Here is a 19,838-nt window from a genome sequence, read left to right as displayed (position 1 = left end):
CATTGAATTTAAATTAACTTTTCATTTTTTTCTTTAATGTTTTTATATATATTTTCATTGAATTCTTTGTAAAGATTTTTTAATTTTTCTATGGTAGTTTCACCATATGGTTTTCTTACTTCTTCTCTTAATTTTTGGATAGCTTGTTCTAATTCATTTTTTAATTCTGCTGAAATAGGTTTATTCATTTTTTCATTTTTATATTCAATAGCACTATTTATAATAGTTAAGATTTGAAGTTTAATTGTATCACCATTATCATTATAAGTGTTTTCTTCGATTTGTTGCTTAAAGTCAACTATTTCTGTATAAATTTCTGATACATATTCTTTGGTAATAGGGAATGGTTTATCATCACGATATTCAATAGTTTTTACAGTTTGAACAAATTGATAAATAAGTTGTAATTTATTTTCGTCTGATTTTGAAAAGCTTATATCAATAAACTTAATTTTTTGTTTATAACTTTGAATATCCATTATAGGTTCAATATAATCTAAAATATTTTTTTGAACATCTTTTTTATCTTTAATGTCTAAATATTTAGAATAAAACAATAAATCAGTCATAATTCCATCATTTTTAGGTTTAAATATTGCTTGTTTAAATTTAATATTTTTTTGTGCTTTAAAATTAGAAGAAATTAATGATAATTCTTTTTTTAGCAAACTTACATATTTAGATGGGTCTTTAGGATCTTGCATTAAAAATTTAACATTGATTAATAATGTTCCATCTAAATCATTAGGTAATAATTCAACTTCAGTTTTGTAATTTGAACCTGAAGGTAAATTAAATTTAATATTATTAGCAGTAATATTAGATGCTAAAGTATTTTCCTTATCTAGAGGTTTATTTTCACTATCTACAAAGCTATAAGTTAGATTATTAAATATTTCACTTATATCATTGTTTATTTTTTCTCTTTGAGAAATCAACTTATTGTATTCTTCATAAGCTTTATCATAATATTTTTGGTAATTTTCTACAGGAACATTAGTATTTTTAGGATAAGCATAATTATCAGTTAAATCGCTATCTATATCTTCCAATTTTTCATAAAATACTTTGTAAATATCTGGAGAAACTTTTGATTGAAAATTACTTTGTAAATTATTTTTAATAAATTGAGACATTTCTGAACAATTTTTATAACTTTGATCTTTTTCTATTTTTTGTACTGAAGCATTAGAGATTAAATTTTTGTATTCAGCATATAAAGTATGCATATTGTATAAACTTTCACCACCAGATTGTGCTTCAACTTTATCTCTTAATTCTTTTCTTTTAGTTAGTAATTCATCTATTATTTTTTTATCATTACCTTGATATAAAATGTTATTAACAATTTCAGGTAATTGATCTAAAGCTAAATCTCTTGATAAAAAATCTTTTTTAAATTCATGGACATTATCATCATAATTATTTTTTATGTAAATTCTTGAATCTATAAGATTTTTATATTCTTCAGTTTTTTTCAAGAGGGTAAATAATGATTTTAAACTAATATTTTTATCTACAAATTCTCTTAAAATATCATCATTAATTTTAATTTTTTTAGAAATTTCTTCAAAATCACTAACATTTAAATTTTGTAAAATCTTTAAATTATTTTTAATGTTACTAATATTAGCGGCAATTCTTTTAGCGATTTCAAAGAAATTTTTCATTTGATTTTTTTCTTTTAAAATTTCTAAGTCAACTAAATCAGCATGTTCTATTAATGAACCAGTTTTTTTATTTAATTGAGAAAATTTACCAGTTTGTGGGTTATTATCCTTAAATAAGGATTCAAGTTTTTCTTTTTGATTTTGAATATTTTCAATGCTTTGACCAATATAGTTAAAATTCACTAAATCAAGACTAGTTTTAACTCATTCAATTTCAGTATTGATATCTCTTAGTAAATAATCCGCTTCATTTATTGCGGCAACTAATCTATCATAAGGACTTTGATTAAATTTAGCAGCATTTATAAGATTTGAATATTTAATAATTTCATATTTGAAATTAATTAAGTCTTGTTCATATTCTTGTCTAGATCTATCATTTGAATAAGCAATTTGTTGATATTTTTTAAACATTTTTTGAATGTTTGTTAATTGTTCAGGAGAAATATTTTGATCTTGTTGATATTCAGTTAGCAATCTTTGATTATAGTTGTTTGAAATAACTTCTTCTTTTAATTTATTTTTAGAGATTTTTAATAATTCTCAAGAAGTATTAATTGAATTTACTAATCTTTTGATAGAATTAGCAGCAACTTTATAATACTCTTCATTAAAACCAAATCTATCATTTAAAAAATTTTTAGTTTGTTGAATTTCATTTTTTAATAATTCAATATATGATTTCATTTCACTATTATTTTTGCTTTTTTCATCAAATGAATTCAAATAAGATTCCGCAGAATTTAATTGTGATTTTAAAATTTGTTTAGATTCAGAAATTTTAGTAATTTTTTTACCTAACTTAAGGTGAATATAGTATCCAATAGTAGCAGTTGAAGCAACTACTGAAACAGCAAAAACAGTACCTAAAGTAATTAGTAAACCTTTTCAAAAATTACGTTTCTTTTTTCTAGGTTTTTGTTCTTGAAGTTTTTGTTCTTGAAATTGGTAATCATAACTAAATTGATCCATAATTTTTCCCCTAACTAAATAAACATATATATCTTATTAATATATATTTTATATTATTTAACAATATTATTTATGCATAAAACAATAATGATTAAAGGACTTTATATAAAAAAATAATTTATTTAAAAATTCCTATTTTTTAATTTTTTTATTATTTTAATAATAAAATTATATATATGAATTTAGCAAATAAGATACGTCCAAGCTCTCTTGAAGACATTATTGGTCAGCAAGAAATAGTAACTTTATTACAGCGAACGGTTAAGAAAAAATATTTAAGTAATTTTATTTTTTATGGTGAACCAGGAATTGGAAAAACATCAATAGCTATTGCTTTAGCTAATGAACATAAATTAAAATATGGAATTTTTAATGCTGCTAATGATTCAAAAAATGATTTGCTAAATTTAATTCAAACTAAAGATTTAATTATTATTGATGAAATTCATAGAATGAACAAAGATAAACAAGACATTTTATTATCTTATTTAGAAAATGATAAGGTTTTAGTTTATGCTACAACTACTGAAAACCCCTATTTTAGAATTAACCCTGCAATAAGAAGTAGAATGCAAATTCTAGAACTTAAAAAAATTTCTATAGAAGAAATAATTAAAGGATTAAAAAAAATAAAAAACAAATATTTTCCTGAATTAAAAATTAAAGATGAAATTTTTAAAGAATTAGCATATTTGGGAAATGGTGATTTAAGAATATGTATCAATAATTTGCAAATGTTATGTACTTTATCAGAAAAGAAAGAAATTGATAAAAATGATTTAAAAATTATTATTCCAAATATAAATTTTTTTAGTGACAAAAATGGTGATTCTCATTATAATAATTTGTCCGCTTTTCATAAATCTTTAAGAGGTTCTGATGCTAATGCAGCTTTATATTATGGTAATTTGATTTTAAAAACTGGAGATTTAATAGGATTATATAGAAGAATAACGGCAGTTGCTTATGAAGATATTGGTTTGGCTAATTCTACTATTCAATTAAAAGTAGAAGCAGCTATTAATGCTGCTGAAAGACTAGGTTTTCCAGAGGCATATTTACCACTCAATTATATTATTATGTTATTAGCTTTAAGTCCTAAGAGTAATTCGGTGTATTGTGCTTTAAACAAGGCAAATAAGTTAATTGAACAGGGTAAAAATTTTGATATACCTGACTATTTAAAAGATGCTCACTATGCTTCTGCAAAAAAGTTAAATAGAGGTATCGGTTATAAATATCCACATGACTATCATAATTCCATCATTTATCAAGAATATTTACCTAAGGAAATAAAAGATGAAAAATTTTATTTTCCTAAAGATAATGACGACCCTAAAATTGTTAATTATTTTAATTTAGTAACTAACTTGAAAAAGGAAAAAGGAGATTAAAATGGAAGAAATTAAGTTCGAAGAAATTAAAACTCTTGAAGATTTAAAAATTGCTAAAAATAAAGTTTATTCTGAAAATGGTGTTTTATCTAAATACTATGAAGAAATTAAATTAGCAAAACCTGAAGATAAAAAAGAATTGGGTAAAAAAGCATATGAAATAAGAATGTTTTATGATAAAAAATTTAAAGAAACTGAAGAAATTATTAACCAATTAATTATAGAAAATAAAGTTAATAGTGAATTTATCGATGTTACTAAAGATATTTTTTATTCTTCAAGTTTGCATCCTATTTCATTAGTAGAAGAAAGAATAAGAAGTTGATTAATTCAAAATGGTTATTTTGAATCAGCTGCTGGTGAAATTACCACTGATGAATTAAATTTTGAAAAATTAAATATTACAAAAAATCACCCCGCTAGAGGAATGCAAGATTCTTTATATATTAATCCTAATTTATTGTTAAGAACTCACAATACAGGAATTTCTGCTGAAGAACTTGCTAAAAATCCAAATCAAAATGTTAATAATTTTGCTATTGGAAGTGTATATCGTAATGATGAAGATGATGCTACTCATTCACATCAATTTCGTCAAGTAGACATAGTTTCGGTTGGAGAAGTTAGTTTTCCTAATTTAATTTGAACTTTAAAATCTTTATTAAGCTATGTTTTTGAAGAAGAAATTGAAATTCGTTTAAGACCAAGTTATTTCCCTTTTACAGAGCCTAGTGTAGAAGTAGATATGTTTTATAAAAATAAATGAATGGAAGTTTTAGGTGCCGGAATGATTCATCCAAATGTTTTAAAAATGGCAGGATTTAATGTCAAAAAATATAATGGTTTTGCTGCGGGTTTAGGAATTGAAAGATTAGTAATGATTAAATATGGAATCAATAATATTAGAGATTTATACAAAAATGATTTACGTTTCTTAAAACAATTTGCTTATGAAAAATAGTTTCAAAAAATTTTTAGAGCAAGAACAATTAAAACCTTATTATTTTGCTTTAATGGAAAGAATAAATTTTGAGGAGCAAAATCACTTAATTTTGCCTAAAATTGAAAATCGTTTTCGAGCTTTAGATTTTTTTGAAGCTTCAGAAACTAAGGTAATTATTTTAGGGCAAGATCCTTATTATTTAGAAAACCAAGCAGATGGATTAGCTTTTAGTTCATTATTAGATATAACTCCAAAAAGTTTAGTTAATATGATAAAAGAAATTCAAAAAGATTACCCAGAAAGTGTTTTTGAAACTAACAGGTTAGATTATTGAGCTAAACAAAAAGTTTTATTATTAAATACTTGTTTAACGGTAAATTTAAATTTACCTAATAGTCACAAAAATTTTGGATGAGAAATTTTTGTTCATAACTTACTTAATTTTATAATTCAAGAAAATCCTAATGTTATATTTGGCGTTTTAGGTAATAATGCTTTAGAAGTAGTAAAAAAATTAAATGTTAACCCTAAACAAATAATCTTTGCAGCTCATCCTTCTCCATTAAGCTACACAAGAGGTTTTAAAGATAGTCATTTTTTCAAAAGAATTAATGATATGTTAGAAGAAAAAATTGATTTTAGTATAAGAAAGGAATTTTAAAATGATAGTTACTTTATTAAATCTAAGAAAAAGATTAGGAAATCCTTTAAATTCTAAACAAAAAAAGTTTGTTAATAAATTAACACCTGAAGATTTTGAAAAAGCATTTAATCATCTTGGTTATGAAGTAGAAAGTGTTAAAAAATTTTCTAATTTAAAAGGTTTAAAATTTGCCAAAATAACTGAAGTAGTTAAAAATAATAATGCTGATTATTTAAATGTTTGTAGAGTTCAAATAGCAAAAAATAGTTTTTTAACTATTCAAACAGTTGCTAAAAATCCAGCGGTAGGATATATGAGTATTATTTTTCCAGCAGGAGCTGAAAAAGATGGCCAAGTTTTTCAAGAAAAAGAAATTAAAGGTGTGGTTTCACAAGGTATGTTTTGTGGACTAAATGAATTGGGTTATGAAGATGAATATCTTAATTTAAATAAAGATGATATTTTAATTTTCAACTTAAATGGTAATCAATATGAAGAACAATTTTATAATTCCGATCCAGCAGAATTTTTTGAATTAAATGATTATATTTTTGATATTAGTATTCCAGCAAATAGAAATGATGCTAATTCATATTATGTTTTAACAAAAGAATTAGCAGCTTTTTTTAATGTTGATTTTTATTGAAGATATGAAGATGATTCAATTAGAAAAGTTTACAATACAAAAATTAAAATTGCTAAGAGTCCATATGTAAAACATTTAAGTTATATGGAAGTTAAAACTTCTGATCATTTGCCTATTCAACTATATTTAGCAGATAATTTGCTTTTAGCAAAGCATAAAATCAAAATTACTCATGATTTTGGAATTGATTTATCTAACTTGTGTTTATTGATGACTGGTACCCCAATTATGAGTTATAATCGTGAACAAATTAGTAATAGTTTAAAACCTTTACTTTATTCAGGAAAATTAAAATTAGATAATGATACCGAAGTAAATGTTAAAGATGCATTAGTTATTCAAGATGATAATAATGAAATTTTAAGTTTAGCACAAGTATCTAATTGTAACAAAACATTGCCAACTACTACTAAAATCAAACCTTATAATGTGGTTTTTGAAATTGGAATGTTTGAACCAGATTTAATAAGAAAAAATGCTAAACAAGTTAATATGTTAAATAGTTTTTCTATGCAAGGATCAAGACCATTAAATAAAGAAATGTTAAGATTAGCTTTTCTTTATTTAATGAATAAATTCAATGAATATAAATTAAAAATTTCTAATATTATTAATCCAATTATAGTAAAGAAAAATAAAGCAATAGCTCAAAATAAAAAGAAGTTAAAAGTTTATGCTAATTCTAAATTTAAAAAACTTCCTATTAAAGAAATTTCTAATTTAGATAAAAATAAATTGGGAAAAATAGGGTTTAAAATTAATAAAAATCGTTTTTTAGCCCCACCATATAGAAATGATATTTTATTATATGAAGATATTATTGAAGAATATTTTAGATTTTATGGTTATGATAAATTTATTCCTTTTCCACCAGATATTAAACCATATAAAACTTCTGTAAGAGATAATAGAAAAATTATGTTAAGATCACAAGGATATTCTGAAATTAAAACTTATACATTAACTTCGCTTGAAAACAATAAATTAAATCCTTTTAATTATCAAGAAGATATTAAATTAATGACCTTTGTTTCTAAAGAAAGAGAAGTGGTAAGAAATTCTATTATTACTTCAATGATGGAAACAGCTATTTATAATACTAAACAAAAAATAAATAATTTTAGTCTTTTTGAAGAAGGAATGATTAATCAAAATCAATTTGTTTATGGACTTTTAAGTACTGAAAAAAGTTTTTTTGAAATGAAAAAAGATATCATTAATCTTTTTAATGATGATCAATTAGAATTTATTCCTTTTATAGATAATGAATACATTCATAAAAATGTTTCAACTAAAATTATGAAAAACAATCAAATGATTGGTTGAATAGGAAAAGTACATCCTAAATTGAATTGATTAGATTGCTTTGCAGCAGAAATTTTTAAAACTCCTATTTCTAGTTCAAATATGCAAGTTAAGGAAACTATTTATGAACCTTTAAAAAGCATTGATTTAACTTTTGCAATTCCACTTAATTCTTATGTTCAAAGTAAAATTGAAGAAATTAAATCTTTAATTAAACCTTTTGAAATTAAAGTTATTGATAGTTTTATTAAAAATGATTTGAATTACATAACTATCAGAGTAACTTCAAAAAATGAAGATATTGAATTATTAAACAGAACTTATAATAATTAATTATTTTGAGGTGATATATGTACAAAAAAATTAATTTAAAAGATCACTTAATTGCTAATGCAATTAATAAAGAATTAATTAGACAAAAAACAAATATTGAATTAATTGCTAGTGAAAATTATGTTTCTAATGATGTTTTAAAAGCTACTGGTAGTATTTTAACCAATAAATATGGAGAAGGATACCCAGAAAAAAGATATTATGGTGGTTGTGATAATGTTGATGTAATTGAAAAAGAAGCTATCAATCGATTAAAAAAACTTTTTGGTGTTGAATATGCTAATGTGCAACCATATTCAGGTTCAGTAGCAAATGCTGCTGCTATTGCCTCTATTTGTAATTATGGTGACAAAATTATGGGATTAAGTTTAGATTCTGGAGGCCATTTAAGTCATGGATATAAAATAAGTTTTTCTGGTAATTTTTATAATGCTATTACTTATGATGTAGATGAAAATGGTTTTTTGGATTACAATAAAATTAAAGAAATAGCAATTGCGGAAAAACCTAAATTAATTATTTGTGGATATTCAGCTTATTCAAGAATAGTTGATTTTGAAAAATTTAGAGAAATTGCTGATGCTTGTGGAGCTAAATTAATGGCTGATATTGCTCATATAGCGGGTTTAATTATTGCTGGAGTTCATCCTTCACCAGTTAATTATGCAGATATTATTACGTCTACTACTCATAAAACTTTAAGAGGAACTAGAGGTGGTATTATTATGACTAACGATCCAGAAATAGCAAAAAAAGTTGATAGATGAGTTTTTCCTGGATATCAAGGAGGTCCTTTATTTCATACCATAGCAGGGAAAGCAGTAGCTTTTTATGAAGCTTTACAACCAAGTTTTAAAATTTATGGAAAACAAATTGTTGAAAATGCTCATGAATTTTGTGATGAGTTTTTAAAATTAGGAGCAAAAATTATCTCAGGTGGAACTGATAATCATCTTTTTATAATTGATGTTTTAAAAACTTATAATATCGATGGTTTAACAGCACAAAAAGTTTTGGAAATGATTAATATTACTGCTAATAAAAATTCAATTCCTTTTGATACCTTACCACCAAGCAAAACTTCTGGACTTCGTTTAGGAACTCCTGCTATGACATCAAGAGATTTTAAAGAATGAAAACTTTTAGCTAATGTTATTCATAATGTTTTAAAAGAAGGAAAAGAAATAATCTCTAATCTTGATTATGCTAAAAAAATTATTAGAAAATATAAACCCCTTATAAAAGATTTAAATAAAAAATATCCAATTAAAAGGAGTTATTAATGAAAAATCATATATATGATTACTTTAGTAAATGAAAATTAAATTCATTTGGTAATAATATGTTTAATTTTCCTGATGGAAAACCTGCTTGAAAATTTCCTAGTTATGGATTTTTCCATTTATTTTGAGTTCTTCTTGCAATTATATCTATTATTCTTTTGGTTAAATTTTTAAAAAAACCAACTATAAAACAAACTAAATTAGTATTTTTAGTTGCTTGAATTATTTTATTAGTTTTTGAAATTCTTAAACAAATTTTTACTGCTGGTCATAATTTTCAAAGTTATAGGGAAAAATGATTTTTACATCCTACTTCCTTATGTGCTACTTTATTACTTTTCTATCCAATTTATTTACTTATTCCTGGAAAATTAAAAAAAACTTCTAATGTATTTTTAGGTTATACATCTACTATTAGTTTATGAACCGGATTATTTGTTATGGTGTATCCAGCTGATGTTTTTGCTCCAGAATTATTTATTAGTTTTCATACAATGATTTATCATGGAACTTTATTAGTTGTAGGTGCATGAGCATTGATAAGAAGAATTTTCAACATAACTTGACAAAATAGTTGAAAACATTTACTTTGAATATTTTTAGTTTTATTTGTGGTTATAACATTGGCAGTTATTGGAAATGAAATTATTTATCAATACAATATAAAACATAAAAATAATATGTATTTGGGTAATTTCTTTAATTTTAGTCATAGATATAAAACACCATTTGGTTATTCTACTCCATGATTATGAAAAATAAATCCTTTTTCTTTTATAACTATTTATATTATTACAACTTTCTTTGGTGTTGGATTATTTTATTATTTATTTATAGGATTAGGATACTTAATTGAAACAATTGAAAATTATTTAACTATCTTAAAAAATAAAAAAATAAATCAAAATGAAAATACTTTGGAAAATATCATAGAAAATAATGAACAAAAAAATTTAAACAATAAATTAATCAAATCAACTAGAAAAATGCGTTTTTCTAAAGAAAAAAGATTTAAAAATAAATAGATTTTCATAGTTATTTTAAATAATATTTAGTTTCTAAAAAATACATCTAATGTTTATTTAGATGTATTTTATTTATTAAAAAGTTAATAAATGGTATGTAATTATGAAATCATATTTTTCCTTATTCCTTTATAAATAAGACAAATAATTTTTTAACTTGAAATAAATAGGAAACTTTAATTAATTATTAAAATAATAAATAACTTAACTTTTACATTAGATCATTTTTATGTAAACTTTCTAATCTACTTACTCTTTTATCTAAATTATCAATTTTATTTTCTATAATGTTTAATCTATATTCAATAGAGGTTAAGTGATTCTCTATAGATTTAATTTTTTCATCAAATTTTTTATCAAAAATATTACTAATAATATTAGTTAATTGTTCAATAGTTAGATTACCAACTGTCATATTAGGTTCCTACACTGGTATAGGAATTTTTAAATCATTAAGATTACAAATTGCTTTGCATTCAACAATATTTTTCTCTTTTTTTAATTCTATAAAAATATAGGTGTTTAAATTTTTTTATTTCATTTAGAAATTCTTTTTTACTAATTTTACTTTTCATAAATAGTGACCTCCACACCTTATATATGTCTATTTTTTTGTAAAAAAACAAAAAAATAGAGTGGATTTTTCTACTTTTTGTATTAAAAAAGTAGTTTTCTAAGACAAAACTACTTATTATTTTTATGATATTCTTGAATTTCTTTAGTATGAAATGATTTTAACATTTTTATATCTTCTTCAATTGGTTTTAATCTTTGATCTAAATATTCTTTAGTAACCATTTGTTGTTTTATTAATGAAATTTCATTACTAATAGGTTTAATTTTTTCATCAAATTTTTTATCAAAAATATTACTAATAATATTAGTTAATTGTTCAATAGTTAGATTACCAACTGTCATATTAGGTTCCTCCACTGGTATAGGAATTTTTAAATCATTAAGATTACAAATTGTTTTACATTCTAAAACATTTTCCTCTTTTTTTAATTCTATAACAAATCTAGGATGTTGAAATTTTTTTATTTCATTTAGAAATTCTTTTTTATTAATTTTACTTTTCATAAATAGTGACCTCCACACCTTATATATGTCTATTTTTTATGAAAAAGATGAAAAATAAAAAAATAAAGGGATTTTCTACTTTTTGTATTAAAAAAGCTGAAGAATTATTTTCTTCAGCTAATTTTATTTAATTATTATTACAGTTGCCTGGATATGAATTATCTCTTCATATATCTTCTGCTTCTTCTAATGATTGAATAGCATCTTTCAGTTGATCATTAGATACTTTCGCCATATTTTGATTAATTAAATCATATAATTCGGAATAGTTTTCTTTGTACTCCATTCAAACAAAATATAAAATTCATCGATTATCAGCACATCTAGTTGATAATGGAGACCATCAATCTAAATGTCTTTGAGCTTCATTTAATAATTCTGCTCTTTCTTTTAAAGAATAGTAACTTGATTTATAACTATAATAAGATATAAATATTTTGAAAAATTTTAGTGGATTATCAAAATCAAATTCATTACTATGATTTGAACTAACTGAAAACATAGGTTTAATTATTTCATTTAATTTATTGTATATATCCAAAAACCCATAATCTCTAACATTTCAAAAGTTAGTATTTTTAATTAAATTGAAATTATCTTCGCCAAATTTATGATATAAAGTTTCAAATAAGCCTTTTGATAGTGTATTTTTAAAAGTATTGAATAATTCACTTTTTAATTCTTGTGTCATGAAATAATGTGCTTGCCTAATTTCATCATCAGATAAATGACTCATTCTATATTGGTCAAATAGTATTCTATATCTTCTTAATTGAATAAATCATTGAATTTTTCAATCATATAATTTGTTATAATTTCATTCTTTATTCAATCAATCATTGTTTTCTAATTCATATGTTTCATTAAATATAGATATATTTTTTAAATAATCTTATATTATTTGATCAACAAAATATTTTCTTTGTTCAGCTTTTATTTTTAAATTATTTAATATATCTCTATATTTATTTGCTACTTTTCTTATTTGAAAACGATCTCTTGTTAATTGTGCTTGATATTTTTCAGTATTGTATTCATTTCTAATTGCAGAAACTTCATTATATGTAGGTGAATAAAAATTTCCTCTTAAATATTTTTGTTTTTCAGTATTTATTTCATATAGAAATTTATCAAATTCATCAGCTAATTGATTGCTTTCATCAATAGCATATCTTAATAATTTATCTTTATATGCTATATATTCTTGAATTCATTCATTTAAATCTTGGATTGCTTTTTTATAAGTGGGAATATTAGAATTTGAACTATAGTATTTATAATTTTTATCTAAATGTGCTCTAATTTGGTCCATTTTGGTTTTATTATAAATACTAAATTCATCTTCATTACTATTGATAAATGCTGTAGTTTTATATTTTCTTACATATGCTTCCATTTCAGGAATTCTATTCATATGTGATCTAAATTTATTCATTTCAGCAGGTAAAGTATTTTTGGAAATACCCTCATTATAGTAATATGCAGCATTTTTAAAAGTAGTTAAGAAACTATTTCTGTCATTAATTTTTGATCTTTTATTGCTTAATATCCTAATAATAGAACTATTTAAATCATTATATAAAGATTGAAGTTTTATAAAGGTTTCTTTGCTATTAGTATATTTTAAGTTTTTAAAAGTTTGGTTTAAGGTTTCATCATCTAAAAATTCATCATCATTTTTAATAGTAAGTTCTTGATCATAACCTGGTGTAGTAGAAAAATTAATGTTTTCTTTATCTTGAGTTTTAATAAAGTTATATTTGTTTGTTAAGTTTTTAATTATTTGATCTAATTGAATACATAAAGTTTCTCATTTATCTTTTAAGTTATATTGGCTTTCATTAATAGTGATATCAGTTTTTTGTTTTAAAGCATCTAAAGCATTAGTTAAAGATTCCACAGTAGTAGTATTAGAATTATGCACGTTTAAAGCTTTATTACATTCATCATTAATGATTTTAATTAAAGGTTGAACATCAATTAAATTAACCCCCTCTAATCAAGTTTTAATAAAATATTTTCTTTCATCAATAACTTTTAAAATATCTTTTTTAAGATTAAATTTTTTAATTTTAATATTTTTATATTCTTGTAATTTTTCTTCTAAAAGTTTTTTAATATTTTCATAAACTTGTTCAATAGTTTTTCCTGCTGCTGGTTCTTGTTCCATTAAGTTTCTTTGGGTGTTTATAATTGTGTTTAATGGAGTTTTTATGTCTAATTCATCTTGACTAGTTAAACCTTCTATTTCTGGTTCTAATCCTTCAGCATCTTTGGTTAGTAATTGTCCTTGAACATATTTAACCATTGTAAATTTAATATAGTTAAGAAGTTCATTACGTTGTTTAGTAAATTTTGAGAATTTTTCATTAATATTTTTTTCTTCTTTTTCAAAATATTCATAAGCTGTTTTGATTTGATCAAAAGTTAGAGAAGTAGTTATTCCTTCTCCAGTAGTTTCTTTTGCTTTATTTAAAAGTTTATTTGCTTCTTCTAAATAATATTTAGCATATTTTTTTTCAACTAAATTAGTATTTTTGAAATTAATAAATTTAATAATTTTGTCTCTTAATTTTTCCAATAATTCAAAAGTATCAGCATATTTAGTTAAAATTTCTTTTTCAAAATGATTTTGAATATCATTTAATCTTTTTTGAATTTTTTCTACTGTATTATCGTTTTCTTTTATTGCTTCGTTGGTTTCATTTATTAAATTAGTAGTTAAAGTTAAATAATGCTCTTTAATTTGAATATCTATAAAAGTATTATTAGCTTGTGATTGTATAGAAATTAGTTTATTTCTTAAAATTTCACGATAATGATTTTTTTGGTTAAAAGTTTGTTCATTAACTTGTCTAATAGATAAAGCATTATTATAAGTATTTTTTATTTCTTCTATATTAGTTGCATAATCATCTTTTAAAACTTTTTCAATATTAGTGATATTTTGTGTAATTTCATCAGCTTCTTTTTTATCAGCTTTAAATGTTTCGGTTCCTAAAATACTATTTAGTAATTTCTTTTATAGTTTTAATTCATCTTCTATTTGCAATAAAGCAATATTTTTAGCTGATTTAGCAGATAAAGTAGTTTTTTTCTTTGCAATAATTTGGTTAGCGAATTCATTACATTTTCTAACAAATTCTTTAGCTTCTTCAGAATCAGGAGTATTTAAAATTTGGGTTAAATCTTTTTCTTTATATTCTTTAGCTTCATTTAAAAGATCTTTTAATGGTTTAATTAAATCGTTAAGATCTTTTTTATCATCAAGTTTTTTACTAATCAATTTTTCTAAATCTTCATAAGCAATTTTTAATCTATTTTGGGCTTTACGAATAGTAGAAGATTCATTATTGGTTTTTAGAATATCATCAAGGAAAACTTCAGCAGTAAAAGTTTCTGTATATTCTGTGTAATTATTTTCATTTGGATTAGATGCTTTTTTACCTACAACTACTTGCCTTAATATACGGTATTTAATTTCAATTTTTTTATTAGTAGCATTATCTTGGTTAGTGATACTTGTGATTTTGTATTTGTTTTTTGAATTAGGATCATAATCAACCCCCAAAATTTCATTATCTACTTTTCCTATATAATCGCTTGTTATATTGTTGTTTACATAACTTTGTAAATCTTCAACCACACTTTGAGTATCTTTATAATTAGGTGAAAAATGATTATGAATTGAAAAGTTTAATTTATCTTTTTCTTCAAAAGCAAATTTTTTCATTTCAACTTGAATATTAGAATTATTTAAATCTTCATAATATAGTTTTTTAATTTCTTTTACTCCAGAAGTTATGTCGTTAGGATTGTTGTAAATTATTTTTTCATAATAAAATCTAAATTTTAGATTTAATTTACCACTTTCATCATTTGGTATAAATTGAACTTCATTATGTAAAAAATTCTTTAAATGTTTTGAAGTTAAATTACTTGTTGTGGCTTCTACAATATCATTGATTTCAGAAGGTAAATAATTTTGATAATCACTTTCTTCTAAAACTGGTTTTTTTCCATTAGTAGCAGTTTTTTTAGGATCTACTAATTTAAATTTTTTAACATTTTCTCTATAAGTAACTAAATCATCATTGATTTCTTTGACTTCTTTAGTGTAATTAGTATAGTTTTGTTTAGCTTCTTTTTGATATTCTTTAATTTGTGATAGAGAATATTGTTTATTAAGTTTTTCTTTAATATTTAAAATTAAAGCATCGTAAACGTTATTTAGATTAGCGAATATTCTTTTTTTATTATGCTCAGGAGATTGACTATTATAAGAACTATCATCAATATGATTAGTTAAAATTTTTTCTTTTAGAGCTTCTAATTGATTAATTGTTTCGGTTCTTGCTCTAGTTTTTTCTATTTTTTCATTTTTAATATTAGTAAAATTAGTTCTTAAATCATTGGTTTGACTTTCAATTTCAGGTTCAAGCATTGAATAATTACTTATTTTTTCAATTAATTGAATAGTTTTAAATAACAAACCACTTTGTTGAGTACCTAATTTGTCATATATATCTTGGTCATTTAATTTACTTAATGTTAAAAAACCATTTTCATCTGTATTTCCTTGATCATCAGGTTGAGTTTTTCAATATTCAGGAATTTCAATTCATTTTTCAATATTTTTTTTGATTATGTTAACTTGTGATTTTTTGTTATTTAGTCTTACTTCTAAAGCGTTAGCATTACTTTTTAATTTTTCTAACTCTTCATGAAGTTTTAACGCTTGTATTTCTAAATCATTATTAGTAATTGAAATATTATTTTTATTAATTTCTAAATCATCAACAAAATTTTGAAATTTCATTTTTTGACTTTTAAAATCAATTAAATGTTTATTATATAAATCTGTAAAGATATTATTTTGATATGTAAAATATTTTGCTTTAAAATCTTTTTCTAATTCATTATTTAAGCTTCTTATGTATTGGAATAAGTCTTCTCTTTTTTGTTGTTCTTTTTGAGCTTTTAAGTAATTATCAGCTAATTTTTGCATTTGTTTAGTAATGTCAACAACCTTAGTTTTATCATTAGGACTTTTTACATTAACAGAACTATTTTCTATAAAATTTGCTCTTGTATTTTCTAAAACATCAATCATTAAATTATTAATTTCATTGTGAACAAAAAGTAAATTATCAAATCATTCTTTTGCATTTTGATATAAAGTTTTTAATTGATTGAAAGCATTAACTTTTAAATCTCTTGCATTTTTTTTATCTTTTATTTCATTAATTTTAGTAATGAAATTATTTAATTTATCATTGTAAGTTTCTTTTGGCAAATTTCTATTTAAACTATTTTTTATTTCATTTATGATGTTTAATTCTTTAATGTATTCTTCTTTTAAGTCTACATATTCATCATATGAATATAAAGTTTCTTTTAATGAATTATTTTCTTCAGAATCTAAAAAATCTTGAATTTTATCAATACTGTCTTTTTTAGCATTATAAAATTCCAAAGCTTCTAAAAAGCGATTATATAAACTTGAATAAATTTCTTTGAAGGCTTTAATATTTTTTGGTTGTTTTTCTAAAATTTCTTTTGCTTGATTAATAATTTCTGTCAACTCATCTTTATCTTTTTGGAAAGCAACATAAGTTAATTTATAGTTAGCGAAATTTTCAGTTATTTTAACTAAATTTTCTAAATTTTTTTTAGGATTTACTTCATTACTTTTTGCTGTATGTATCATTCCTGCTAATCCACCAAAAAAGATAGTAGCACTAGCGACACCTGAAAGAGTTCAAAATAATATTTTTTTAAATCTTTCATCTACTTTTTTTATTTCAGCTAAATGTTTTTGATATTCTTCTGGATTCATTGGTAAATTAGCAGCAGATTGTGAAAGGATAGATAAAGAATTACCATTTAAGACAGATGGTAAAGAAGTATTTGGCTGAAAAGCCACTATTTGATTTTCAATTTCATCATTATCTTTTACTAAAGTGTTTTTTTCTATAGATAAATCATTTTGATTTTGTAAATTAATGTTAGTTTGTTCTTTATTTGAGTTTGAAACATTTAAAGGTTCTTGTACTTTAATATTTTTTTTATTTTCATTTTTTTCTTTTGATGAAACTATGGTATTTTTCTTTGTTGAAGTCTTTTTTTCAACATTTTCATTATTTTTTTTTGATTTAGTAGCATTTTTAGTTTCAACAATTTTATTTTGATTAAATTTAGAAGTAGATTTAGATTTTTTTTCTACATTATTATTTACATTTTTATTTTCATTATTTTTTGTGGTAGAAGAATTATTCTTTTTAACATTATTAGCCATTTTTCCTCCAAGAGAAATATACATATATTGATATGTCTTAATTAAATAATATATATAATTATAAATTATATATAGTCAAAAAAATAAATATTATGGCTTAATAAGCATGTAGAAAGTTAGTTTTATTTATGAAAAAGAAACTAAAATTGATAATTTTTAATAGTTTTATTGGTGGATCTTTTTTTATTCCTATATTTGTAATTTCATGTAATAAAAATTATGAAATTTCTATAAATAAAAAAATAAAAAATACATTTAATTTGAATAATCATTCATTAAATCAAGTTCAAAAGTTAGGAGAAATTAAAGATTTTTTTGTATCAAAAAATAATATTGAACAATTAAAAATTAAAGAAAAAAATGGAAAAATAAAGGTTGAAATAAATGGTAAAGAAAAATCATTTGAAGAAGTCATTAAATTAAAAAATAAATATAATTATTTTTACTTAAAAACCTATAAAACAAGTGAAAAAATAAAAATTATAAAAACAAAATCTAATGAAAAATCATCTAATCAAGATGTTAATGATTTATTTTTTAATGAAGAATATGATAAGTATTTTGGTTCAAATTTTCAAAAATATAATGAAAATAACTATAATGAATATTTAAAAAATATAAAAAATAAATTTGATTTACCTACTTTTAATATAAATTCATTACCAGAAGTACAAAATTTAATAAATTTAGCTACTAAATTAACTTTATTTGATCCTATTTTTTTTAACTATGTAGGAATAAATCCTACTTTTTCTAATGGTATAAGAATACAAGGATTTATGAATTCAAATATCCAACAAGAGTATTTTAGAAAAATTTTAGAATTTGTTTTTAATGAATATAATTTGCACTCAAATGATGGAAGAAAGTTTTCTAAATTAGTAATAAAAGATTTACAAAAATTAGAGAATTTTAATGATGTTTTGAAATTAAAATTTGATTTATTAGATGAAAATGGTAAGAGCATTTTAAATTCAAAAAATCAATCAAGATATTTTTTAATAAAAGGATTTAAAAATCAATATTATGATATTTCATATCCTAACTATAAATATACTATTGATGATAATGAGGAATTATTTAATGAATATGTTAAAAATCCTACCTTAACTTTTGAATATAATTTATTAGGTATAAAATCTATAGAAGATATTTTAAGAAATATTAATCCTATTTTTAATTTTAATTCTCAAGCTTTACTAAAAATGTTTTATGCTTTTCCTGAAATTTTTAAAATTGAAGTGGAAAATAAAAATGAAAATGATTTGCAATATAAAATTGTAAAAGTTGAAGATTTTTATGATAAAGATTTTTCAAAAGGAGTTAAAAATACTAAATCATTAGTATGTTTAACTATAGAAGTTACTAAAAAAAATGGACAAAAAGAATATAAAAAATGATATTCATCAGATTTTGATACTCATAATCATTTGCTTTCTGCTTATTATGATTCAGATAATTTAGAAATTTTAAAATTGAAAAACGAAAAATATGGAGTTAATAAAATTACTGAAACAAATAAAAAAATAACTTGGCCAAAAGGACAAAATTTCTTTGATTTTTTGGAAAAAAATCTATTAAATATGTTTAATTATTTTGCTAATTTTTATTTTAAAAATACAATTTTATGAAAAAATAATAATCAAGATGAAATAGAAAATTTAGAAATTTTAGAAAAATATCAAGATTCTTTAAAATATTTTGAATTAATAATTAATACTTTTTTATCAAATTTTATTTTTGATTATATTGATTTAAATACATATAGTTTTGATAATTTTTATATAAAAAATCCTGACAAAAACATTAAATTAAGGCCATTTTATTTAAAAATAAAAGTATCAAAAAAACACAATTTTTTATCTTTAAAAGCTGGAGAATTACCTATAGAATTTGAATGAATTACAAAGGATGAAAAAGGAAAAATTTATGACTATGAAAAGTTAGAAAACACTTATGAAAATACCATTTTAGAAGCAGAAAAAAATGCATTTTTAAAGCAAATAAATGAAGCAAAATTAAATACAATTTTTTCTAAAAAAACATACATTTGGTCAGGATTTAAAGGAACTAATTTTAAGAAAATTGATGATTATAAAAAGCAAAATAAAGAAAAAATTAAAAATAAAAATTATCCAAATAACGAAATAAATATTCCATTTTTAACTGTTAAAAATTAACTTTTTAGCAGTTTTTTCTTCTTTTTTTATTCACTATCATTAATAAAATATTATTTTATAATACTA

General features: G+C 21.8%; 13 protein-coding genes. 7 read left to right on the top strand and 6 right to left on the bottom strand.

Annotated features, from left to right (window positions below; translation table 4 throughout):
- Positions 1-8: 8 nt before the first annotated feature.
- Positions 9-2,642, bottom strand: a complete 2,634-nt coding sequence (locus tag ACJA27_RS02365) for a hypothetical protein (RefSeq protein ID WP_406617703.1) — start codon at positions 2,640-2,642, stop codon at positions 9-11.
- Between the two features lie 176 nt (positions 2,643-2,818).
- Here ACJA27_RS02365 and ACJA27_RS02360 point away from each other — a divergent pair, with 176 nt between their 5' ends.
- Genes ACJA27_RS02360 through ACJA27_RS02335 form a run of 6 tightly spaced genes read left to right on the top strand, consistent with a single transcriptional unit; the run spans position 2,819 to position 10,214 of the window.
- Positions 2,819-4,036, top strand: coding sequence for a replication-associated recombination protein A (locus ACJA27_RS02360; RefSeq protein WP_406617701.1), 1,218 nt, complete (start codon positions 2,819-2,821; stop codon positions 4,034-4,036).
- Between the two features lies 1 nt (position 4,037).
- Positions 4,038-4,997: a phenylalanine--tRNA ligase subunit alpha gene (gene pheS, locus ACJA27_RS02355; RefSeq protein WP_406617700.1), complete on the top strand. Its 960-nt coding sequence runs from the start codon at positions 4,038-4,040 to the stop codon at positions 4,995-4,997.
- Positions 4,987-5,640: a uracil-DNA glycosylase gene (locus tag ACJA27_RS02350; protein WP_406617699.1), complete on the top strand. Its 654-nt coding sequence runs from the start codon at positions 4,987-4,989 to the stop codon at positions 5,638-5,640. Before pheS ends, ACJA27_RS02350 begins: the two co-directional genes overlap by 11 nt.
- A gap of 1 nt (position 5,641) precedes the next feature.
- The gene (locus tag ACJA27_RS02345) at positions 5,642-7,906 is read left to right on the top strand and encodes a phenylalanine--tRNA ligase subunit beta (protein ID WP_406617698.1); all 2,265 of its coding nucleotides are present in this window, start codon (positions 5,642-5,644) and stop codon (positions 7,904-7,906) included.
- 17 nt (positions 7,907-7,923) lie between these two features.
- The gene (glyA, locus tag ACJA27_RS02340; protein ID WP_406617697.1) at positions 7,924-9,189 is read left to right on the top strand and encodes a serine hydroxymethyltransferase; all 1,266 of its coding nucleotides are present in this window, start codon (positions 7,924-7,926) and stop codon (positions 9,187-9,189) included.
- A complete protein-coding gene (locus tag ACJA27_RS02335) occupies positions 9,189-10,214 on the top strand; it encodes a hypothetical protein (RefSeq protein ID WP_406617696.1) in 1,026 nt (341 codons plus the stop codon). The genes glyA and ACJA27_RS02335 overlap by 1 nt, the downstream gene beginning before the upstream one ends.
- Before the next feature lie 211 nt (positions 10,215-10,425).
- Here ACJA27_RS02335 and ACJA27_RS02330 read toward each other — a convergent pair whose 3' ends face one another.
- The 5 genes from ACJA27_RS02330 to ACJA27_RS02310 form a co-directional block, all read right to left on the bottom strand.
- On the bottom strand, positions 10,426-10,629 hold the full coding sequence (locus tag ACJA27_RS02330; RefSeq protein WP_406617695.1) for a hypothetical protein: 204 nt from the start codon (positions 10,627-10,629) through the stop codon (positions 10,426-10,428).
- 269 nt (positions 10,630-10,898) lie between these two features.
- Positions 10,899-11,294 (bottom strand): hypothetical protein, encoded by a 396-nt coding sequence (locus ACJA27_RS02325; protein WP_406617694.1) that lies wholly within the window; start codon positions 11,292-11,294, stop codon positions 10,899-10,901.
- A 127-nt stretch (positions 11,295-11,421) separates the two neighbouring features.
- Positions 11,422-12,126, bottom strand: coding sequence for a hypothetical protein (locus ACJA27_RS02320; protein WP_406617693.1), 705 nt, complete (start codon positions 12,124-12,126; stop codon positions 11,422-11,424).
- A gap of 60 nt (positions 12,127-12,186) precedes the next feature.
- Complete coding sequence (locus ACJA27_RS02315; protein ID WP_406617692.1) at positions 12,187-13,875, bottom strand: hypothetical protein; 1,689 nt, start codon at positions 13,873-13,875, stop codon at positions 12,187-12,189.
- Positions 13,876-14,316: 441 nt separating this feature from the next.
- Positions 14,317-17,592, bottom strand: a complete 3,276-nt coding sequence (locus tag ACJA27_RS02310; protein ID WP_406617691.1) for a hypothetical protein — start codon at positions 17,590-17,592, stop codon at positions 14,317-14,319.
- Between the two features lie 128 nt (positions 17,593-17,720).
- On the opposite strand from ACJA27_RS02310, the gene ACJA27_RS02305 reads away from it, so the two are divergent.
- Positions 17,721-19,772, top strand: a complete 2,052-nt coding sequence (locus ACJA27_RS02305) for an MAG3240 family lipoprotein (RefSeq protein ID WP_406617690.1) — start codon at positions 17,721-17,723, stop codon at positions 19,770-19,772.
- The last annotated feature ends 66 nt before the right edge of the window (positions 19,773-19,838 follow it).

This window comes from Mycoplasmopsis lipophila (genome assembly GCF_045276895.1).
Lineage (GTDB): Bacteria > Bacillota_I > Bacilli_A > Mycoplasmatales > Metamycoplasmataceae > Mycoplasmopsis > Mycoplasmopsis lipophila.
This window is presented reverse-complemented; position numbering and strand designations above follow the sequence as displayed.